The 18,743-nt window shown below is 69.3% G+C and carries 17 protein-coding genes; 15 read left to right on the forward strand and 2 right to left on the reverse strand.

What is annotated here, in order from left to right:
* Positions 1-83 precede the first annotated feature (83 nt).
* From DFJ64_RS14915 to pruA, 4 genes are all read left to right on the forward strand, one after another.
* Positions 84-1,007 carry a MurR/RpiR family transcriptional regulator gene (locus DFJ64_RS14915; protein WP_115851009.1) on the forward strand — a complete coding sequence of 308 codons (924 nt, stop codon included), beginning with the start codon at positions 84-86 and terminating at the stop codon, positions 1,005-1,007.
* The gene (gene murQ / locus DFJ64_RS14920) at positions 1,007-1,957 is read left to right on the forward strand and encodes an N-acetylmuramic acid 6-phosphate etherase (protein WP_115851010.1); all 951 of its coding nucleotides are present in this window, start codon (positions 1,007-1,009) and stop codon (positions 1,955-1,957) included. The genes DFJ64_RS14915 and murQ overlap by 1 nt, the downstream gene beginning before the upstream one ends.
* Positions 1,958-2,050: 93 nt before the next feature.
* Positions 2,051-3,034 carry a non-homologous end joining protein Ku gene (ku, locus tag DFJ64_RS14925; protein WP_342768136.1) on the forward strand — a complete coding sequence of 328 codons (984 nt, stop codon included), beginning with the start codon at positions 2,051-2,053 and terminating at the stop codon, positions 3,032-3,034.
* A gap of 90 nt (positions 3,035-3,124) precedes the next feature.
* Positions 3,125-4,750: an L-glutamate gamma-semialdehyde dehydrogenase gene (gene pruA, locus DFJ64_RS14930; protein WP_115851011.1), complete on the forward strand. Its 1,626-nt coding sequence runs from the start codon at positions 3,125-3,127 to the stop codon at positions 4,748-4,750.
* A gap of 35 nt (positions 4,751-4,785) precedes the next feature.
* Here the strand turns inward: pruA and DFJ64_RS14935 are convergent, their stop codons facing one another.
* Both DFJ64_RS14935 and DFJ64_RS14940 read right to left on the reverse strand, forming a co-directional pair.
* On the reverse strand, positions 4,786-4,971 hold the full coding sequence (locus tag DFJ64_RS14935) for a hypothetical protein (RefSeq protein WP_147304721.1): 186 nt from the start codon (positions 4,969-4,971) through the stop codon (positions 4,786-4,788).
* Between the two features lie 215 nt (positions 4,972-5,186).
* Positions 5,187-5,681: a DUF2505 domain-containing protein gene (locus tag DFJ64_RS14940; RefSeq protein ID WP_147304722.1), complete on the reverse strand. Its 495-nt coding sequence runs from the start codon at positions 5,679-5,681 to the stop codon at positions 5,187-5,189.
* Positions 5,682-5,871: 190 nt separating this feature from the next.
* On the opposite strand from DFJ64_RS14940, the gene DFJ64_RS14945 reads away from it, so the two are divergent.
* The 11 genes from DFJ64_RS14945 (at position 5,872) to ftsX (ending at position 18,634) form a co-directional block, all read left to right on the forward strand.
* Positions 5,872-10,767: an NAD-glutamate dehydrogenase gene (locus DFJ64_RS14945; protein ID WP_115851014.1), complete on the forward strand. Its 4,896-nt coding sequence runs from the start codon at positions 5,872-5,874 to the stop codon at positions 10,765-10,767.
* A gap of 192 nt (positions 10,768-10,959) precedes the next feature.
* Positions 10,960-12,198 (forward strand): TadA family conjugal transfer-associated ATPase, encoded by a 1,239-nt coding sequence (locus DFJ64_RS14950; protein ID WP_115851015.1) that lies wholly within the window; start codon positions 10,960-10,962, stop codon positions 12,196-12,198.
* Entirely contained in the window at positions 12,198-13,058 is an 861-nt protein-coding gene (locus DFJ64_RS14955) for a type II secretion system F family protein (RefSeq protein WP_115851016.1), read from the forward strand. The genes DFJ64_RS14950 and DFJ64_RS14955 overlap by 1 nt, the downstream gene beginning before the upstream one ends.
* A complete protein-coding gene (locus DFJ64_RS14960; protein WP_115851017.1) occupies positions 13,055-13,993 on the forward strand; it encodes a type II secretion system F family protein in 939 nt (312 codons plus the stop codon). Before DFJ64_RS14955 ends, DFJ64_RS14960 begins: the two co-directional genes overlap by 4 nt.
* Before the next feature lie 78 nt (positions 13,994-14,071).
* Positions 14,072-14,278, forward strand: a complete 207-nt coding sequence (locus DFJ64_RS14965) for a hypothetical protein (RefSeq protein WP_115851018.1) — start codon at positions 14,072-14,074, stop codon at positions 14,276-14,278.
* Positions 14,278-14,679 (forward strand): TadE/TadG family type IV pilus assembly protein, encoded by a 402-nt coding sequence (locus DFJ64_RS14970; protein WP_115851019.1) that lies wholly within the window; start codon positions 14,278-14,280, stop codon positions 14,677-14,679. Before DFJ64_RS14965 ends, DFJ64_RS14970 begins: the two co-directional genes overlap by 1 nt.
* A gap of 65 nt (positions 14,680-14,744) precedes the next feature.
* Positions 14,745-15,182, forward strand: a complete 438-nt coding sequence (locus tag DFJ64_RS14975) for a TadE/TadG family type IV pilus assembly protein (RefSeq protein ID WP_115852120.1) — start codon at positions 14,745-14,747, stop codon at positions 15,180-15,182.
* A 38-nt stretch (positions 15,183-15,220) separates the two neighbouring features.
* Positions 15,221-15,625: a pilus assembly protein TadG-related protein gene (locus DFJ64_RS14980; protein WP_245941147.1), complete on the forward strand. Its 405-nt coding sequence runs from the start codon at positions 15,221-15,223 to the stop codon at positions 15,623-15,625.
* A gap of 97 nt (positions 15,626-15,722) precedes the next feature.
* Positions 15,723-16,838: a peptide chain release factor 2 gene (gene prfB, locus DFJ64_RS14985; RefSeq protein WP_115852121.1), complete on the forward strand. Its 1,116-nt coding sequence runs from the start codon at positions 15,723-15,725 to the stop codon at positions 16,836-16,838.
* 185 nt (positions 16,839-17,023) lie between these two features.
* Positions 17,024-17,713, forward strand: coding sequence for a cell division ATP-binding protein FtsE (ftsE, locus tag DFJ64_RS14990; protein WP_115851021.1), 690 nt, complete (start codon positions 17,024-17,026; stop codon positions 17,711-17,713).
* Positions 17,714-17,734: 21 nt separating this feature from the next.
* Positions 17,735-18,634, forward strand: coding sequence for a permease-like cell division protein FtsX (ftsX, locus tag DFJ64_RS14995; protein ID WP_115851022.1), 900 nt, complete (start codon positions 17,735-17,737; stop codon positions 18,632-18,634).
* Positions 18,635-18,743: the final 109 nt, after the last annotated feature.

Genomic DNA, 18,743 nt, shown 5'->3' on the forward strand with positions numbered 1-18,743 from the left:
GGTCGATCGATGGCTGCCACCACCGTGCCCAGGACGTCGAGGCGGGTGAGCGACCCGGCCACGCGGGTAAGTTACTTTCCACTATGGCCAAGAAGTCGAAGGATCCTGAAGCCGACCCGATCGCCGAAGGCGTCGTCGTGCGAATCCGCGCCGTGGCGCCCTCGTTGTCGCCCGCCGAGCAACGCGTGGCGAACCTCGTCCTGCAAGACCCGTCCCGGGCGTCGGCGCGCACGATCACCGAGCTGGCTCGCGCCGCCGGCACCTCTGAGACCACGGTGATCAGGTTCTGCAAGGTCCTCGGACTTCCTGGCTACCCAGAGCTGCGGCTCCGGCTGGCAGCGGAGTCGGCGCGCGAGTCAGCCCGCGACGGCGTCCGCGGCCGTGCCGTCGGGAGCGACATCGGGCCCAGCGACTCGATGGAGCAGATCGTCGAGAAGGTGGCGTTCGCCGACGCCCGCGCGGTCGAGGACACCGCGGGGCAGCTCGACATCGACGTCCTCGAGAAGGTCGTGGATGCGCTCGCCGAGGCGTCGCGCATCGAGCTGTTCGGCGTGGGTGCGAGCGCGTTCGTCGCTCTCGACTTCCAACAGAAGCTGCACCGCATCGGCAGATTGGCGTTCGCCTGGGCGGACACGCACGTCGCACTGGCCAGCGCCGCCTTGCTCACCAAGGGTGACGTGGCGGTCGGTATCTCCCACACGGGCGTCACGTCGGACACGATCGACGTCCTCCGCGAGGCGCGCAAGCACGGCGCGACGACGGTCGCGCTCACGAACTTCCCTCGATCCCCGATCGCCTCGGTCGCCGACTACGTGCTCACCACCGCCGCCCGCGAGACGACGTTCCGGTCGGGTGCCACCGCCAGCCGCATCGCTCAGCTGACCGTCGTGGACTGCCTGTTCGTCGGTGTCGCCAGGAGGCACTACGACAGCACCCTTCGAGCGTTGGAGGCGACGTACGACGCGATCACTGGACGCCGTGTGTCGGCCTCCCGCGGGCGGCGATGATGACGTCGGAAACGGTCGGCGCGGGTACCTCCGCGGAGTCTGACGACAAGGCGGTCGTCGTGGTCGCCTCGCCCACCGAGGAACGCAACCCGCGCAGCGTCGACATCGATCGCCTGCCGACGTTGGAGATCCTTCGACTGATCAACGACGAAGACCATCGCGTGCCCGGGGCGGTCCGCGAGGTGCTGGAGCCGATCGCGCAGGCCGTCGACCTGGCCGTCGAGGCGCTGCGCAAGGGCCGCCGCGTCCACTACGTGGGTGCCGGCACCTCGGGTCGGCTCGGGATGCTGGACGCCGCCGAGCTGCCGCCCACGTTCGCCGTGCCGAGTGACTGGTTCGTCACGCACGCGGCCGGTGGCCCGGCGGCGTTCCTCCGGGCGGTCGAGGACGCTGAGGACGACGCCGCCGCCGGCGCGCGGGAGCTCGCCGAGGCGGTTCAGCCGGGGGACGTCGTGGTCGGCCTCGCGGCGAGCGGCCGGACACCCTACGTCGTCGGAGCGCTCCGAGCCGCCCGTGAGCACGGCGCGGCCACGGTCCTGGTCACCGCCAACCCCAAGGCGCCACTCGGCCGCGAGGTGGACGTCTTCATCCCCGTCGACACCGGCCCCGAGGTGGTCGCGGGCTCGACCCGCATGAAGGCGGGAACCGCGCAGAAGCTCGTGCTGAACGCCTTCTCCACGGCGGTGATGGTGCGGCTGGGCCGCACCTACTCGAACCTCATGGTCGACTTGCTGGCGACCAACGCGAAGCTCCGCGGGCGGATGCTCGGCATCCTCAAGGAGGCGACCGGGCTGTCCGAGGAGGAGTGCCGCCAGGCGCTCGCCGAGGCGGGTGGGGAGCTGAAGACCGCGCTCGTCGCGGTCCTTGCCGGGGTCACGCCGGAGCGAGCCCGAGAGGCGCTCGCCGAGGCGGAGGGCCACGTCCACGCGGCGCTCGCCGCGCTGCGCTGAAGGCGGCCTGGCGGCCAGCTGTCCTGCGCATTCGCCGTCTGACCTGTCCGGTTGTGGGCTTGCGCGCCGGGTAGGGAACCGCTCAGTGTGGAGATGCCAGGGCGCATCGCTCGTCGCGCCGCCTTTGTCGCGGAGGTCCCCATGCAGGCGATATGGAAGGGCTCGGTCTCGTTCGGGCTCGTCTCGATACCGGTCAAGGTCTACGCCGCGACACAGGAAAAGGACATCTCCTTTCGTCAGGTGCACGCGGCCGATGGAGGACGAATCCGCTATCGCCGGGTCTGCGAGGTAGACGGGGAGGAAGTTCCCTACTCCGACATCGCCAAGGGGTATGAGCTGCCCGACGGCGGGATGGTCATCCTGACGTCCGACGATTTCGCCCAGCTGCCGCTGCCGAGCCGGCACGTCGTCGAGGTCTTGGAGTTCGTGCCGGAGGAGCAGGTCGACCCCATCTACGTGTCGCGCAGTTACTACCTGCAGCCGGACGGCCCCGCGACCAAGCCGTACGTCCTGCTCCGGGACGCGTTGCGGAACTCCGGTCAGACCGCGGTTGTCAAGGTTGCGTTGCGTAACCGCGAGTCGCTGGCGTTGCTTCGTCCCAAGGACGACGTCCTGGTCCTGCAGACGATGCTGTGGCCCGACGAGGTCCGCGACGCCTCCTTCGCGGCTCCGCAGGAGGACGTGGAGGTTCGGCCACAGGAGATCGCGATGGCCGAGTCCTACATCCAGACCTTGCAGACCGACTTCGATCCCACCCGGTACCACGACGACTATCGCGCCGCGCTGGAGGAGCTCATCGCGGCCAAGACCGCTGGCCGGGAGGTGGAGGCGCCGGCCGCCGCGCCACCGGGAGGCGAGGTGGTCGATCTCATGGCCGCTCTGCAAGCGAGCGTGGAGGAGGCCCGGCGCGCCCGAGGGGAGACCGGGGGCAAGGCCGGTGGCCGACCGAGCGCGACGAAGAAGACGCCCAAGAAGGCGGCCGCCAAGCCCAGCAAGAAGCAAGCGGGGAAGAAGACCGCGAAGAAGACGGCCGCGAAGAAGAGCGCTGGGAAGAAGGCCGCTCGCAAGTCAGCGTGATGCTCCGGCCGCCTCCGGTGGCAGGATGCCGATGAGGCACGCGTCCCCGACCGGGACCGATGCACCCCACGACCACGCGGGAGGCTGACGATGGATGCCATCACCCAGGTACCGACCCCGGCGAACGAGCCGGTGCGGACCTATGCCCCCGGCAGCCCCGAACGGGCCAGCCTGGAACGTCGGCTCGCCGAGATCGCCGCGGAGCACGTGGATCTGACCGCGACGATCGGAGGCGTCCAACGACCCGGTGGCGGCACTCCGCTACCGGTCGTCATGCCGCACGACCACCGCAAGGTCCTCGGCACGCTCCGGCACGCCACCGAGCAGGACGCCGAGGACGCCATCAAGGCCGCTCTCGAGGCGGCCCCGGCCTGGCGGTCGATGTCGTTCGACGACCGAGCCGCGATCTTCTTGCGTGCGGCAGACCTGGCCGCCGGGCCGTGGCGCGACACCCTCAACGCCGCCACCATGCTGGGCCAGAGCAAGAGCGTCCACCAGGCCGAGATCGACGCCGCCTGTGAGCTGGTGGACTTCCTGCGGTTCAACGTCCACTTCGCTCGACAGATCCTGGCCGAGCAGCCGCTGTCCGTGCCAGGCGTCTGGAACCGGGTCGACTATCGGCCACTGGAGGGTTTCGTCTACGCGATCACGCCGTTCAACTTCACCGCGATCGCGGCGAACCTGCCCACCGCCCCCGCGCTGTTGGGCAACGTCGTGCTGTGGAAGCCCTCGCCGACACAGACGCTGGCCGCGTACTACACGATGCGCATGCTCGAGGCCGCGGGACTCCCGCCCGGTGTCATCAACTTCCTGCCCGGTGATGGGATCGCGGTCTCCAACGTCGCGCTCGCCCACCCCGAGCTCGCCGGCATCCACTTCACCGGGTCCACCACGACCTTCCGCCACCTGTGGCAGCGCGTCGGTGAGAACCTCGCGACCTATCGCAGCTATCCGCGGATCGTCGGCGAGACCGGCGGCAAGGACTTCGTGGTCGCCCACGGCTCGGCTGACCCCGCCGTGCTCAAGACCGCCTTGATCCGAGGTGCCTTCGAGTACCAGGGCCAGAAGTGCTCGGCGGCCTCGCGTGCGTACATCGCCCGCAGCGTGTGGGATCGGGTGGTCGACGACCTCGTCGCCGAGACCGAGTCCCTACCGATGGGTGACGTGGCCGACCTGTCGACCTTCATGGGCGCCGTCATCGACGAGCGAGCGTTCGCCAAGAACGCTGCCGCGCTCGACCGCGCGAAGGCCACCGACTCGGTGAGCATCCTCACCGGTGGCACCTACGACGACACGGTCGGGTACTTCGTCACGCCGACGATTCTGCTCGGCGAGGACCCCACCGACGAGATGTTCCGCACGGAGTACTTCGGTCCGATCCTGTCGGTCTACGTCTTCGACGACGGTGACTACGACCAGGTGCTCCGGCAGATGGAATCCGTCGCTCCTTACGCACTCACCGGCTCGGTGATCGCCGAGGACCGGCGAGCCATCGTCGAGGCCATGGAGGTCCTGCGCTACTCGGCGGGCAACTTCTACATCAACGACAAGCCGACCGGATCGATCGTCGGTCAGCAGCCGTTCGGCGGGTCGCGGGCGAGCGGAACCAACGACAAAGCCGGCTCGATCTGGAACCTCATGCGGTGGGTCAGCCCACGCTCCATCAAGGAGACGTTCGTCCCACCGACCGACTACCGCTACCCGCACATGGGGTAGCTCTGGACGAGACGACCTGTCACCCGAGGTGGCCGTCACGCGACGCGTGCGGCCACCTCACGATCTTCCGCCCGCTCGAGCACCACGTCGACGAGCAAGGCGGTGCCGCAGTCGACGCACGCCCACTCCGGGCAGTCAGCGCCGTGCCCATCCGCGCACGGTGGCTGCTCGAACACACGTGTGCCCTGGCAGGTCGGGCAGTGGTAGGTCATCTCCCTCACGGTCGGACCTTTCGACAAGCTCACGGCGTCGAGGTCAACCGTGGCAGGCACCACCGACAATTCGGGCGGCGACACGCCGGACGACGACACCGGCGACCGGTCGTGGCGGTTCCGTCGCGCCCGCCGCCAGCTCCGTCGTGGCGGTCGACGTCGCCCCGGGCATCGTGGAGCTCGTCACCGGTCGCGCCGCGCAGTGCCGCCACCGAGCGTCACGCTCACCGGTGCTCGGCGAGCCACTGGCGGCCCAGCTCCTCCATACCGGTCAGGCCAGCGGCGACGGCAGGGGCGGCGGCCTCCTCGATCTTCTTGCCGATGAGCGGCACCGAGGCCTTCAGCTCGGCGTCGAGGATCTGCCGCGTCCCCGCGGAGTCCGGCACCAGCCGGATCGTGCCGCGCAAGGTGACCGGTGCGCTCGCGACGTCGACACGCACCTCGGCACGGCGGGAGCCGTCGGGTTCAGCGGCCTCCCAGGCGATCACCTCGGTCAGCTCGATCTCGTCACCGACGAGCTTGCGGACGAAGTCGGGCACTTCGGCCGGCAGGAACTGGTGCAGACGCGTCCGGTGGCCTCCGCCGGTCGGCTCGACCTTGACGTCGTGCCGCAGGGCGTGCGCCGCTTGGGCCCGTCGGCGGAGGAAGTCCTCGTCGGTCAGCATCGCGTAGACGGCGGTCGGATCGGCGGGGTAGCGGGTTTCCCGATGAAGGTCCATGGGGAGATCCAACACGATGATCACCCTCGTCGTCGCCCTCTGGCGCCGACCTGAGCTCTCGGGACGTCGAGGTGGCAGTCGTGGTGATGCGGCGTTCGTGGGCACACGCTAGCCTCGGAGAGGTCGTACAAGGGGGTACGGCCTCGGCGCCCGCGGGCGCCGATGGACAGAGTGGGCGAGGCGAGCGCTCATGACCGCCACCGGCGTGCACAAGCGGGAGGATGAGAAGGCCGCGCTTCTCGCAGAGGCGGTGAAGGTCGCCGAGCAGAGCCGGTCCCGAGGCGCGTTGTCCGTCGCCCAGGCCGAGGCGCTGCTGTCCGCTTACTACCGGCATGTCGCGCCGGAGGATCTCCTCGGTCGCGACCCGGTCGACGTCTACGGCGCCGCGTGCAGCCATTACCGTCTGGCCGCCACGAGGATCCGTGGCACGGCCGCCGTCCGCGTCTTCACACCGACCGTCGAGGAGCACGGCTGGTCCTCCAGCCACACCGTCGTCGAGGTCATCACCGACGACATGCCGTTCCTCGTCGACTCGGTGACGATGGAGCTGTCGCGGCAGGGTCGGGGCATCCACCTGGTCATCCACCCTCAGCTCACCGTCCGCCGTGACGTCACGGGGCGGTTGCTCGAGGTGGTCGGCTCGGTCGGCGGCGAGCGCAGCGAGCTCCTCGCCGACGAGGCGGGGGAGCTGGTCCAGGAATCCTGGATCCACGTCGAGATCGACCGCGAGACCGAGGTCGCGGAGCTGGAGAAGATCGCCTCCAACCTCCGTCGGGTCCTCAGCGACGTGCGCGAAGCGGTGGAGGACTGGCCGAAGCTGCACGCGCGGGCGATGGAGATCGTCCACGAGCTCGAGGAGTCGCCGCCACCGCTCCCGGAGCGGGAGATCGAGGAGGCCAAGGAGCTGCTCACCTGGCTCGCGGACAACCACTTCACCTTCCTCGGCTACCGCGAGTACGTCCTCCGCACCGAAGACGACGACACCGTGCTGCGGGCCGTGCCCGGCAGCGGACTGGGCATCCTGCGGACCGACCCGCGCAGCGCGACGTCGTTCCGGCAGATGCCACCGGACGTGCGGGCCAAGGCACGCGAGAAGAAGCTGCTCATCATCACCAAGGCCAACTCGCGCGCCACCGTCCACCGCCCCGCCTACCTCGACTACATCGGCATCAAGACGTTCGGTCCCGACGGCGAGGTCGTGGGGGAGCGCCGGTTCCTCGGACTGTTCACCTCGGCCGCCTACACCCAGAGCGTCCTGCGCATCCCGGTGCTTCGCGGCAAGACGACCGAGGTCTTGGCTCGGGCGGGCTTCTCGCCCGACTCGCACGCGGGCAGAGAGCTGCTGGACATCCTCGAGACCTATCCGCGGGACGAGCTGTTCCAGGTCACGGTCGACGAACTGCTGCCGACCGTGCTGGGCATCCTGTCCCTGCAGGAGCGCCGGATGCTGCGGGTCTTCACCCGCCGCGACCCGTACGGGCGGTACGTCTCCTGCCTGGTCTACCTGCCCCGGGACAGGTTCTCCACGCAGGTTCGGCTGAGGCTCCAGGACCTGCTCCTCGAGGCCTACAACGGCGAGAGCATCGATTTCTCCCTCCGCTTCTCCGAGTCGGTCCTCGCGCGACTGCACTTCGTGGTTCGCGTCCCGCGTGGCGCCACCATCCCCGAGGTCGACGTGGCCGAGCTGGAGCGGCGGCTCGCCAGCGCCACCCGGACCTGGGTCGACGACTTCGCCGAGGCCCTCGACGACCAGGTGGGGGAGGAGGCGGCGGCTCGCCTCTTCCGCAAGTACGCCGAGGCCTTCCCCGTCGGCTACCGCGACGACTTCCCGGCCCGCACCGCCGTCGCGGACCTGCGCCGGCTCGAGGAGCTGCCGCCGACCGGCGGGTTCTCGGTGTCGCTGTACGAGCCGGTCGACGCCGCCGCCGACGAGCGGCGGTTCAAGATCTACCGGACCGGCTCGCCGCTGTCGCTGTCCGACGTCCTGCCACGGCTGTCGCGGATGGGCGTCGAGGTGGTCGACGAGCGTCCGTACCCCATCGAGGCCGCCGACGGTACTCGGGCGTGGATCTACGACTTCGGGCTCGTCTACCGCGGGCCGGTCGACGTCCCACCGTCGGCGCTGCGCGAGCTCTTCCAGGACGCCTTCACCGCCGTCTGGTCCGGACGCGCCGAGAGCGACGGCTTCAACGCGCTGGTGCTGCGCGCCGGGCTCACCTGGCGCCAGGTGAGCGTCCTGCGCGCCTACGCGAAGTACATGCGTCAGGCCGGCTCGACGTTCAGCCAGGACTACATCGAGGACGCCCTCACCGCGAACGTCGAGCTCGCCAAGCTGCTCATCGAGCTCTTCGAGACCCGCTTCGACCCTGCGCTCGAGCTCGACGCGCGGGCTCGCGAGGAGCGATCCGCGCAGGTGACCAAGCGCATCGCCGAGGCGCTGGACTCGGTCGCGAGCCTGGACCAGGACCGCATCATCCGGTCGTTCCTCACGCTGATCACCACGACGACCCGCACGAACTACTACCAGCGCGACGCCGACGGAGAGCCCAAGAGCTACCTGTCGTTCAAGTTCGATCCCCGGAACAACCCGGACCTGCCCCACCCGAGGCCCCGCTTCGAGACGTGGGTCTACTCGCCCAGGGTCGAGGGGGTGCACCTGCGCTTCGGTCCGGTGGCGCGGGGTGGGCTGCGATGGTCCGACCGACGGGAGGACTTCCGCTCCGAGGTCCTCGAGCTGGCCAAGGCACAGATGGTCAAGAACACCGTCATCGTCCCGGTCGGCGCCAAGGGCGGCTTCTTCTGCAAGGAGCTGCCCGACCCCTCCGACCGGGACGCGTGGATGGCGGAGGGGATCGCCTGCTACACGACCTTCATCCGCGGGCTGCTCGACGTCACCGACAACCTGCGGCACGGCCAGGTCATCCCGCCCCCCGATGTCGTCCGCCACGACGGCGATGACGCCTACCTGGTCGTGGCGCCGGACAAGGGCACGGCGCGCTTCTCCGACGTCGCCAACGAGGTCGCGAAGTCCTACGACTTCTGGCTCGGCGATGCCTTCGCCTCGGGTGGCTCCACCGGCTACGACCACAAGGCGATGGGCATCACCGCCAAGGGCGCGTGGGTGTCGGTCCAGCGGCACTTCCGCGAGATGGGCCGCGACTGCCAGAACGAGGACTTCACCTGCGTGGGCATCGGCGACATGTCAGGCGATGTCTTCGGCAACGGCATGTTGTGCTCCCGGCACATTCGCCTCGTGGCCGCCTTCGACCACCGGCACATCTTCCTCGATCCGAACCCGGACCCGGAGGCGTCGTACGAAGAACGCCGCCGACTCTTCGAGCTGCCACGGTCGAGCTGGGACGACTATCGCCGGGACCTGATCTCGGAAGGCGGCGGGGTCTACCCGCGGACGGCGAAGTCGATTCCGGTGACCCCGCAGGTCCGCGCCGCCCTGGGCATCGCGGGGGACGTCACGTCGATGACCCCCCACGAGATGATCCGCGCGATCCTCACCGCGCCCGTCGACCTGCTGTGGAACGGCGGGATCGGCACCTACGTCAAGGCCAGCTCCGAGTCGCACGCCGACGTCGGTGACAAGGCCAACGACGCGGTTCGGGTCAACGGCATCGACCTGCGGGCCGCGTGCGTCGGCGAGGGCGGCAACCTCGGCTTCACCCAGCTGGGCCGGATCGAGTACGCCAGCAACGGTGGGCGGATCAACACCGACTTCATCGACAACTCGGCGGGCGTCGACACCTCCGACCACGAGGTCAACATCAAGATCCTGCTCGACGAGCTGATCCGCGACGGCGAGCTCACCGTCAAGCAGCGCAATGACCTGTTGGCACAGATGACCGACGAGGTGGCGGCGCTCGTCCTCAACGACAACTACCAACGCAACGTCGCCCTGCAGAACGCCGCCGCGGTCGCGCCGAACATGCTGCAGGTGCACGCCGACTGGATACGTCGTCTCGAGAAGAGGGGTGTGCTCGACCGGGAGCTGGCCGGTCTCCCGAGCGCCAAGCAGCTCAGGGAGCGGCAGGCGCAGGGCCGTGGGCTCACCACTCCCGAGCTGGCCACCCTCATGTCCTACACCACGATCGCGCTGGCCGACGAGCTCCTCGAGTCCACGCTGCCGGACGACCCGTACCTGCGCGCCGAGCTCGAGGCATACTTCCCCACCCCCATCCGGGAGCGGTTCGGGCACCGTCTCGACGGCCATCCGCTGCGGCGCGAGATCATCGTGACCCAGGTGGTGAACCGGCTGGTCAACGTGGCCGGTATAACGTTCTACCCGAGGCTCTCGCTCGAGACCGGCGCGCCGGCGGAGACCCTCACCCGCGCCCACGTGGCGGCGAGGGAGATCTTCGGCGTCGACGAGATCCTGCGCGACATCGAGCGGCTCGACAACAAGGTTGACGCCGGGGTGCAGGTCCGGATGCGTCTGGAGGCCCGGACGATCGCGGAGCGCGCGAGTCGCTGGCTGGTCCAGAACCGCCGCCCACCGCTGGACATCGCCGGGTGCGTCGAGTACTTCACCGACCCCGTGCGGCGACTGACCGCGGTCCTGCCGGAGGTGCTCACCGGACGCGAGCGGACGCTGTTCGAGGGTCGCCGCGACGCCCTGCTCGCCTCGGGCGTCCCGAAGGATCTCGCGGTGCGTGTCGCGGTGTTGCCGCCCGCGTACGCCGGGCTCGGCATCGTCGAGGTGGCGAACCGGACCGGAGCGGACGTGGTGGAGGTGGCCCGGGTCCACTTCACCCTCGGTGAGCGCCTCCAGCTCGGCCGCCTGCTGGAGCGCATCCTGGCCCTGCCGCGCCACGACCGGTGGCAGGCCACCGCCCGGGCCGCGCTACGTGACGACTTCCACAGCGTGCACGCTCAGCTCACGCTGAATGCGCTGGCGGTGAGCTCGACCAACGCCACGGCCGAGGAACGAGTGGCCGCGTGGGAGGAGCGGAACGCCGCGCTGGTCGCGCGTACCCGATCCACGTTGGCGGAGATCGTGGAGAGCGACGTCGCGGACCTCGCCCGGCTGTCCGTGGCGCTCCGCGTCGTCCGACGCCTGCTGCCGACCGCGACGTGAGCCGGTACGGCTCCGCACCGTCACCCCTCCGACGCTCGGCGTCGTCTACCCGTGTCGACCCCGTGCTGGACAGCCTGTCGCCACCGGCCATCCCGCATGACACAATCCAGCAGCACGGGTCGACGGCTCGTGCCGTCGACGTCACAAGGGGGGAGGACACGAAGACGTGGCAGCACGGGGTGAGCCGCGCTCATGACAGCGGTCGACATCATCGACGCCGAGGTTCGGGACGCGATCCGGCGGGAGGGCATCGATCCACTCAAGGAGCAGAACGCCGTCCGGCGCATCATCGAGCAGGCGATCCAGCGCTACGACGAGCGTTCGCTGGTCGCCACGCTGCCACCGCTCGGCGATCCCCGCGAGGTGGCGCAGGAGATCTTCAACTCGGTCGCCGGGTTCGGCCCGCTGCAGAAGTACCTCGACGACCCGACGGTCGAGGAGATCTGGATCAACGAGCCGTCGAAGGTCTTCGTCGCCCGCAACGGTCGCAGTGAGCTCACCACCACCGTTCTCACCGACGACGAGGTCCGTGACCTGGTGGAGCGCATGCTCAAGACCACGGGGCGGCGGATCGACTTCTCGACGCCGTTCGTGGACGCGATGCTGCCCGACGGGAGTCGGCTTCACGTCGTCATCCCCGACATCACGCGGACGCACTGGGCGGTCAACATCCGGAAGTTCGTGGTCCGCGCGAGCCACCTGGAGGACCTCGTGGCCTTGGGCACCCTCACTGCCCAGGCCGCGCACTTCCTCGAAGCCTGCGTCGTCGCGGGACTCAACATCCTCGTCGCCGGCGGCACCCAGGCGGGCAAGACGACGCTCCTCAACTGTCTCGCCGCGGCGATCCCGCCCAGGGAGCGGATCATCAGCTGTGAGGAGGTCTTCGAGCTGAAGATCCCGCTGCCCGACTGGGTTCCCATGCAGACTCGTCAGTCCAACCTGGAGGGCACCGGCGAGATCCGGCTCCGCCACCTGGTGAAGGAAGCGCTCCGAATGCGGCCGAGCCGCATCATCGTCGGCGAGGTCCGTGCCGAGGAGTGCTTGGACCTGCTCATCGCCCTCAACTCCGGGCTGCCCGGCATGTGCACCATCCACGCCAACTCCGCCCGCGAGGCCATCACGAAGATGTGCACGCTGCCGCTGCTCGCAGGTGAGAACATCGGCTCGCGGTTCGTCGTTCCGACCGTGGCCGGCGCGGTCGACATCGTCGTCCACACCGCCCTGATGGAGAACGGGCGGCGGCGTGTCCGCGAGATCGCCGCGGTCCCCGGGCGGGTCGAGGGCGACATCATCGAGCTGGAGACGATCTTCCACCTTCGCGGTGACCGGTTGGTGCGGGGCGACGGGTACCCGCCGCACCCGGACCGCTTCGAGCGCATCGGCTACGACCTGTCGCGTCTGCTCGCGCCACGCTTCGAGGGAGTCGCCTGATGGGCATCCTGCTCGGTCTCATGTTCGGCCTCGGGCTGGTTCTGATCATTCACTCCTTCCTGAAGCCGAGCACGACGAAGGCGCCGTCCGGACCGTCTCTGTACGAACGCCTGGACGACCTGCTCGCCCAGGCCGGTATCGAGGCGGTGACGCCGGGCCAGCTGCTCAGCGTCTGCGTGGGCGTCGGCACGTTCGTCTTCCTCGTCATGTTCGTGGTGTCCGGTGCCGCGCCTGTGGCCTTGGCTTTCGGTGTCATCGCCGGATACGGCCCGCTCTCGTTGGTGCGCTACCGCGCCCGGTCTCGCCGGCAGGAGCTGCGGGAGCTGTGGCCCGACGTCGTTGACAACCTCGCCTCGAGCGTGCGTGCCGGTCTGTCGCTACCTGAGGCGCTGTCGCAGATCGCGGTGCGGGGTCCGCAACCACTGCGGCGGCCCTTCCAGCGGTTCGCCGAGGACTACCGAGCGACGGGGCGGTTCAACGAGTGCCTCGACCAGCTCAAGCGCAACCTCGCCGACCCGGTTGGAGACCGCATCGTGGAGTCGCTGCGGATCGCGCGCGAGGTCGGTGGGAGCGACCTCGGGCGGCTGCTGCGCACGCTGTCGTCGTTCCTGCGGGAGGACGTGCGGACGAGGGCCGAGCTGCAGGCTCGTCAGTCCTGGACCGTCAACGCCGCCCGGCTGGCGGTCGCGGCGCCCTGGTTGGTGCTGGGGTTCATGTCATTCCAGCGCGAGATCATCGCGCGGTACAACAGCGCCCTGGGCTTCGCCGTCCTGGTCACCGGTGCCGTGGTGTGTGTGATCGCCTACCGCCTCATGCTGCGGATCGGGCGGCTGCCGGAGGAGGAGCGGGTGCTGCGATGACGTTCAGCTGGTACGGCGCCCTGCTCGGCCTCGGGGTCGGGCTTGGACTGCTCCTCACCATCTTCAGGCTGCCCCCGATGCGGCGGCCGTCGTTGGACAGCCGATTGGGTCCCTACGTGCGGGACGCGGTCGGGCCGTCGGCCTACGACATCTCCGACCGAACGTTCACTCCGTTCCCCACGCTGGAACGGCTGCTGCGACCGTACTTCCGGACCGGGGCTCGCGCGCTGGAGCGCATGCTCGGCAGCGGGTCGGTCGTCCGTCGACGGCTGCAGCAGGCGGGGAGCGACATGACCGTCGAGGAGTTCCGGGTCGAGCAGCTGATCTGGGGCGCCATGGGCTTCGCCGGTGCGCTCGCCTTCTCACTCTTGCTGCTCGTCGCCCGGGGCACCAACCCGGTCCCGCTGCTCATCTTGTGTGTCTGCGCGTTCGTCATCGGCGTCCTGCTGCGTGACCGGCGGCTCGTGGAGCAGGTGAAGAAGCGCGAGGCACGCATGCTCGCGGAGTTCCCGACGGTCGCCGACATGCTCGCGTTGTCGGTGGCGGCAGGCGAGGGGCCGGTCGCGGCGCTCGAACGGGTCGCCAAGGTGAGCAAGGGGGAGCTGGCCCGAGAGTTCCAGTACGCGCTCGCCCAGGCTCGCACGGGCGTCTCGCTCATCCAGGCCCTCGAGAGCGTGGGTGACCGGACGAACATCTCCATCCTCGCTCGGTTCGTCGACGGCATCGCGATCGCCGTGGAACGGGGAACTCCACTCGCCGACGTGCTCCGGGCGCAGGCGGCCGACGTGCGCGAGGCCGGCAAGCGGCAGCTCATCGAGGCCGGCGGCCGCAAGGAGATCGGCATGATGGTGCCGATCGTCTTCCTCGTCCTGCCGGTCACGGTGCTGTTCGCGTTCTTCCCCGGTGCTATCGGATTGCAGATGGTTTCCCCCTGAGTTGATCATTGGGGGAGCCGACGTCGAGACTGGTTGGTCAGGAGACGAGAGGGGACGACATCGACGATGAGAGACGCCGTGACGAAGCAGGCGCAGGCGGTGGCGGCGTGGCTCCAGGCGCGGCTGATGACCGGTGGGCGTGAGCGTGGGGACATGGTCGGCTGGGTCCTCATCACGGTCATGACCGCCGCGCTCGTGGCGGTGCTGTGGGCTGTCCTCGGTCCGCAGCTGCGGCAGCTCCTGGAGGATGCCCTCAACCGGGCACGGGGTTCCATCCCCAGCTGATGCCGCGCCGGCGTGGCGACGCGCGCTCCAGCGAACGCGGCGCGTCCGTGGTGGAGTTCGTCTTGGTGATGGTGGTGCTCCTGCCGCTGTTCCTCGGCGTGCTCCAGCTCGGGTTGTTCCTCCATGTCCGCAACACGCTCGTGGCGTGCGCGCACGAGGGCGCCCGACAGGCCGCCAACTACGACGGGACAGCGGCGGAGGGCGTGGCCGTCACCCAGAACTGCATCGCGGGCGCGTTGTCTCCGAACCTGGCCCGTGGCGTGTCGGCCTCCATGACGAGCGTCAGCGGCCAGCCGGTGGTCGCCATGCGGGTCAGAGCCCGGATGCCGGCGCTCGGCCTGTGGGGACCGTCGTTCGCCTTCACGGTGTCCGGGCACGCGGTGAAGGAGCCGACGCCATGACGGGCGGGGGAGCTCGTGGCCGTCGGCCGCCTGCCCCGTGGCGCCGAGCTGTGGGGCACCGTGGCGTGCGAGACCGTCTGCGCGAGGAGCGCGGCAACGCCATCGTGGAGTTCTGCTTCCTCGGGATCCTGTTCCTCGTCCCGCTGGTGTACGTCATGCTGGCGGTGTTCGACGTCCAGCGGGCCGCCTACGGGGTCTCGGCCGCCGCTCGTGACGCTGGCCGAGCGTTCGTCCTGGCCGGCAACGTGAGCGAGGCGCACGCACGGGCCCGGCAGGCAGCGGAGCTGGCGATGGCCGACCAAGGGCTCGAGCTCGGCGACGGCATCAGCATCCGCTGCCTGGACGGTGGCTGTCTACAGGCTGGCTCGTCGGTCGAGGTCACCGTGCGCTACACCGTGCCGCTGCCGTTCGTGCCCGACGCGTTGGGCGGCCCGCTCGCCTCGATCCCGGTGAGCAGCACCCACCGCACGCCGTACGGCGAGTACCGCCAGTCCAGGGGGTGAGTGTGCGCCGGCGATATGCGCGTGATGAGCGCGGCCAGATGCTGCCGATGATCATCGGCTTCGGGATCATCGTCATCCTGCTGTGCGCGGTGGTGTTCGACGCCTCGCAGGCCTTCGTCTACCGACGCGGGCTCCACGCCATCGCCGACGGCGCGGCGTTGGCCGCCACGAACGGCATCGACAAGAGCGCCATCTACGAGGGCGGCCTCGGTGACAAGGTGATCTTGAGCCGGGAGCTCGCCCAGCAGGAGGTCGACCGGTACCTCGCGGCGGGCAACTACCAGTCCCTGGACTGCGCCGTCACCGGGCTGACCGCGGCTCGGGTGACCGTGACCTGCGAGGGCAGGGTCACTCTCCCGATCGCCAACGCGGTCTCCCGCAACCGCGCGACCATCGACATCACGGTCGAGGCGTCCGCCGAGACGTTCGCGACGGTGCCTTGACGGACCGGCCACCTGGGGACGGCTCCGGGTGGCGCGGCACGCTCAAGGGGTAGCAGGGCGGAGGAGCGTCGCCGGGCTCCGCGTACTCTTGGAGACCGTGGCAGGACCTGACTTCCAGGCAGAGCTCAAAGCCCTCGACTCGACGCTGCGCAGCATCGAGGCCGTCCTCGATCCCGACAAGCTGCGCAAAGAGATCGCCGAGCTCAGCGAGCGGGCGATGGCGCCCGACCTGTGGGACGACCAAGCCAACGCCCAGCGGGTCACCAGCCAGCTGTCGGCCAAGCAGGCTGATCTCGAGCGCGTCACGTCGCTGCGGCAGCGTCTGGAGGACCTGGCGGTCCTGCACGAGCTCGCCGAGGCCGAGGGCGACGCCGCCGCGCGTGCGGAGGCTGACCGTGAGCTGGGTGAGCTGCGCCGCGCGATCCAGGCGTTGGAGGTCCGTACCCTCCTGTCCGGCGAGTACGACGAGCGCGAGGCCCTCGTCACCATCCGGGCGGGTGCCGGTGGTGTCGACGCGGCGGACTTCGCCGAGATGCTCATGCGCATGTACCTGCGCTGGGCGGAGCGGCACAAGTACCCGACCGAGGTCTACGACACCTCGTATGCGGAGGAGGCCGGCATCAAGTCCGCCACCTTCGCGGTCAAGGCTCCCTACGCCTACGGCACCCTGTCCGTCGAGCAGGGGACCCACCGGCTGGTCCGAATCTCGCCGTTCGACAACCAGGGGCGCCGGCAGACCTCGTTCGCGGGGGTCGAGGTGGTGCCGGTCGTCGAGCAGTCCGACGACATCGAGATCCCTGAGGACGAGATCCGAATCGACGTCTACCGCTCGTCTGGCCCAGGTGGCCAGGGCGTGAACACCACCGACTCCGCCGTGCGGATCACCCACCTGCCCACCGGCATCGTCGTGGCCTGCCAGAACGAGCGCAGCCAGCTCCAGAACCGCGCGACGGCGATGAGCATCCTCAAGGCGAAGCTGCTGGCCCTGCGTCGCCAGGAGGAGCAGGCCAAGATCGACGCGCTGCGCGGTGACGTCGCGGGATCCTGGGGTGACCAGATGCGCTCGTACGTCCTGCACCCGTACCAGATGGTCAAGGACCTGCGCACTGAGTACGAGACCGGGAACCCTCAGGCGGTCTTCGACGGCGAGATCGACGCGTTCATCGAAGCGGGTATCCGCTGGCGCCGTACCCGGGAGCACGCCGCGTCGTAGCCGAGTCCCCGGGGTTGCCCCCACCCAGACGCGCACGCCCGGCCACGGCTGGTGGCGGCGTCGTCGGGCCGGAGGTTGCCGGAGGTGTGTGGCCGGCGTCGTACACTCAGCGGGTTAGTCGTTCCGTGCCGGTACGTCCGCTCGTGCCGGCCGTGTCCACACCCGACCCGGCCAGGAAGCCTGCCGTGATCCGCTTCGAGAATGTCACCAAGGTCTACGAGGGGCAGAAGCGACCAGCGTTGGCCGACGTGTCCCTGGAGATCCACAAGGGCGAGTTCGTGTTCCTCGTGGGCTCCTCTGGCTCCGGCAAGTCGACGTTCCTCAAGCTGGCCCTGCGTGAGCTGCGACCGTCCCGTGGCCGCGTCTTCGTCGCCGGCAAGGAGCTCAACCGGCTCTCCAGCTGGAAGGTGCCCAAGCTGCGCCGTCAGATCGGCACGGTCTTCCAGGACTTCCGGCTGCTGCCGAACAAGACGGTCTTCGAGAACGTCGCCTTCGCGCTCCAGGTGATCGGCCGGCCGCGCAGTCACATCGAGCGCGTCGTGCCGGACGTCCTCGCGCTCGTGGGTCTGGACGGCAAGGAGGACCGGATGCCCGACGAGCTGTCGGGTGGCGAGCAGCAGCGGGTGGCGGTCGCCCGGGCCTTCGTGAACCGACCCAAGATCCTCATCGCTGACGAGCCCACCGGCAACCTCGACCCGTCGACCTCGGTCGGGATCATGAAGCTGCTCGACCGGATCAACCGCACCGGCACCACGGTCATCATGGCGACCCACGACGCCAAGATCGTCGACCAGATGCGCAAGCGGGTCATCGAGCTCGAGGGCGGCAGGCTGGTCCGCGATCAGAACCGTGGCGTCTACGGCTACCAGGGCTAGGCACTCGATCGCTAGGACACCATGCAGATCAGGTACGCGTTCTCCGAGCTCGGGACGGGCCTTCGCCGCAATGTGACCATGACGGTGGCGGTCATCGTCACCGTCTGGATCTCCCTCGTGCTGTTCGGCTTCGGACTGCTCGTGCGTTCGGAGGTCGAGCTCGCCAAGGGGTTCTGGTACGACAAGGTGGAGATCGCCGTCTTCCTCTGCAACGACGTCACCTCGGCGCCGCAGTGCGCCGACGGTGCCGTCAGCGAGGAGCAGAAGGCCGAGATCAAGCGGGTGCTCGTGGCCAACCCCGAGGTGCGGCAGGTCTACCACGAGTCGCAGGAGGAGGCGTACGAGCGCTACAAGCAGATCTACAAGGACTCCGCCACGGTCGACCTGGTGAAGCCCAGCGACTTGCAGGAGTCGTTCCGCGTCAGCCTGAAGGACCCCCAGCAGTACCACGGCGTGCGCTCGGCGGTGCAGGGGCTCCCCGGCGTCTTCAGCGTCCAGGACTCGCGTGAGGTCCTCGAGCCGCTCTTCAAAGGGCTGAACGGTCTGCAGTGGGTGTCGATCGGCTTGGCCGGAGGACTCCTCATCGCCGCTGTCCTCCAGATCAGCAACACGATCCGGCTCACGGTCTTCAGCCGGCGGCGCGAAATCAGCATCATGCGCCTGGTCGGCGCGTCGAACTTCTACATCCAGCTGCCGTTCGTCATCGAGAGCATGGTGGCGGCCCTGGCCGGCGGCCTCCTGGCCTGTGCCACCCTCGCCTTCACCCCGTACGTCACCGAGCGGCTCCGCACCGACGTCCGTGTCGTGCCGTGGATCGGCTGGGACGAGACGCTCGCGGTCATGCCGGTCGTCCTCGGTGTGGGTGCCCTGCTGGCCGTGGTCGCGTCTTTGGTGACGTTGCGCCGGTACCTGCAGGTCTGAGCGAGGTGCGCTCTTCGCGTGCTGCGCCGGGTCGTGCCGTCCCTGGGCGTTGCGCCGACTCGCTACCGCTCTGAGCCATAGGTGACTTTGGTGGCTTACTGGCCGATCT

Origin of the sequence: Thermasporomyces composti (genome assembly GCF_003386795.1) — a bacterium.
Classification (GTDB): Bacteria; Actinomycetota; Actinomycetes; order Propionibacteriales; family Actinopolymorphaceae; genus Thermasporomyces; species Thermasporomyces composti.

What these genes read in the sequence shown, in the direction of transcription:
- DFJ64_RS14915 (WP_115851009.1), top strand. Translation starts at nt 84, where the DNA reads ATGGCCAAGAAGTCGAAGGATCCTGAAGCCGACCCGATCGCCGAAGGC.
- murQ (WP_115851010.1), top strand. Translation starts at nt 1,007, where the DNA reads ATGACGTCGGAAACGGTCGGCGCGGGTACCTCCGCGGAGTCTGACGAC.
- ku (WP_342768136.1), top strand. Translation starts at nt 2,051, where the DNA reads ATGCCAGGGCGCATCGCTCGTCGCGCCGCCTTTGTCGCGGAGGTCCCC.
- pruA (WP_115851011.1), top strand. Translation starts at nt 3,125, where the DNA reads ATGGATGCCATCACCCAGGTACCGACCCCGGCGAACGAGCCGGTGCGG.
- DFJ64_RS14940 (WP_147304722.1), bottom strand. Translation starts at nt 5,681, where the DNA reads ATGGACCTTCATCGGGAAACCCGCTACCCCGCCGATCCGACCGCCGTC.
- DFJ64_RS14945 (WP_115851014.1), top strand. Translation starts at nt 5,872, where the DNA reads ATGACCGCCACCGGCGTGCACAAGCGGGAGGATGAGAAGGCCGCGCTT.
- DFJ64_RS14950 (WP_115851015.1), top strand. Translation starts at nt 10,960, where the DNA reads ATGACAGCGGTCGACATCATCGACGCCGAGGTTCGGGACGCGATCCGG.
- DFJ64_RS14955 (WP_115851016.1), top strand. Translation starts at nt 12,198, where the DNA reads ATGGGCATCCTGCTCGGTCTCATGTTCGGCCTCGGGCTGGTTCTGATC.
- DFJ64_RS14960 (WP_115851017.1), top strand. Translation starts at nt 13,055, where the DNA reads ATGACGTTCAGCTGGTACGGCGCCCTGCTCGGCCTCGGGGTCGGGCTT.
- DFJ64_RS14970 (WP_115851019.1), top strand. Translation starts at nt 14,278, where the DNA reads ATGCCGCGCCGGCGTGGCGACGCGCGCTCCAGCGAACGCGGCGCGTCC.
- DFJ64_RS14980 (WP_245941147.1), top strand. Translation starts at nt 15,221, where the DNA reads ATGCTGCCGATGATCATCGGCTTCGGGATCATCGTCATCCTGCTGTGC.
- ftsX (WP_115851022.1), top strand. Translation starts at nt 17,735, where the DNA reads ATGCAGATCAGGTACGCGTTCTCCGAGCTCGGGACGGGCCTTCGCCGC.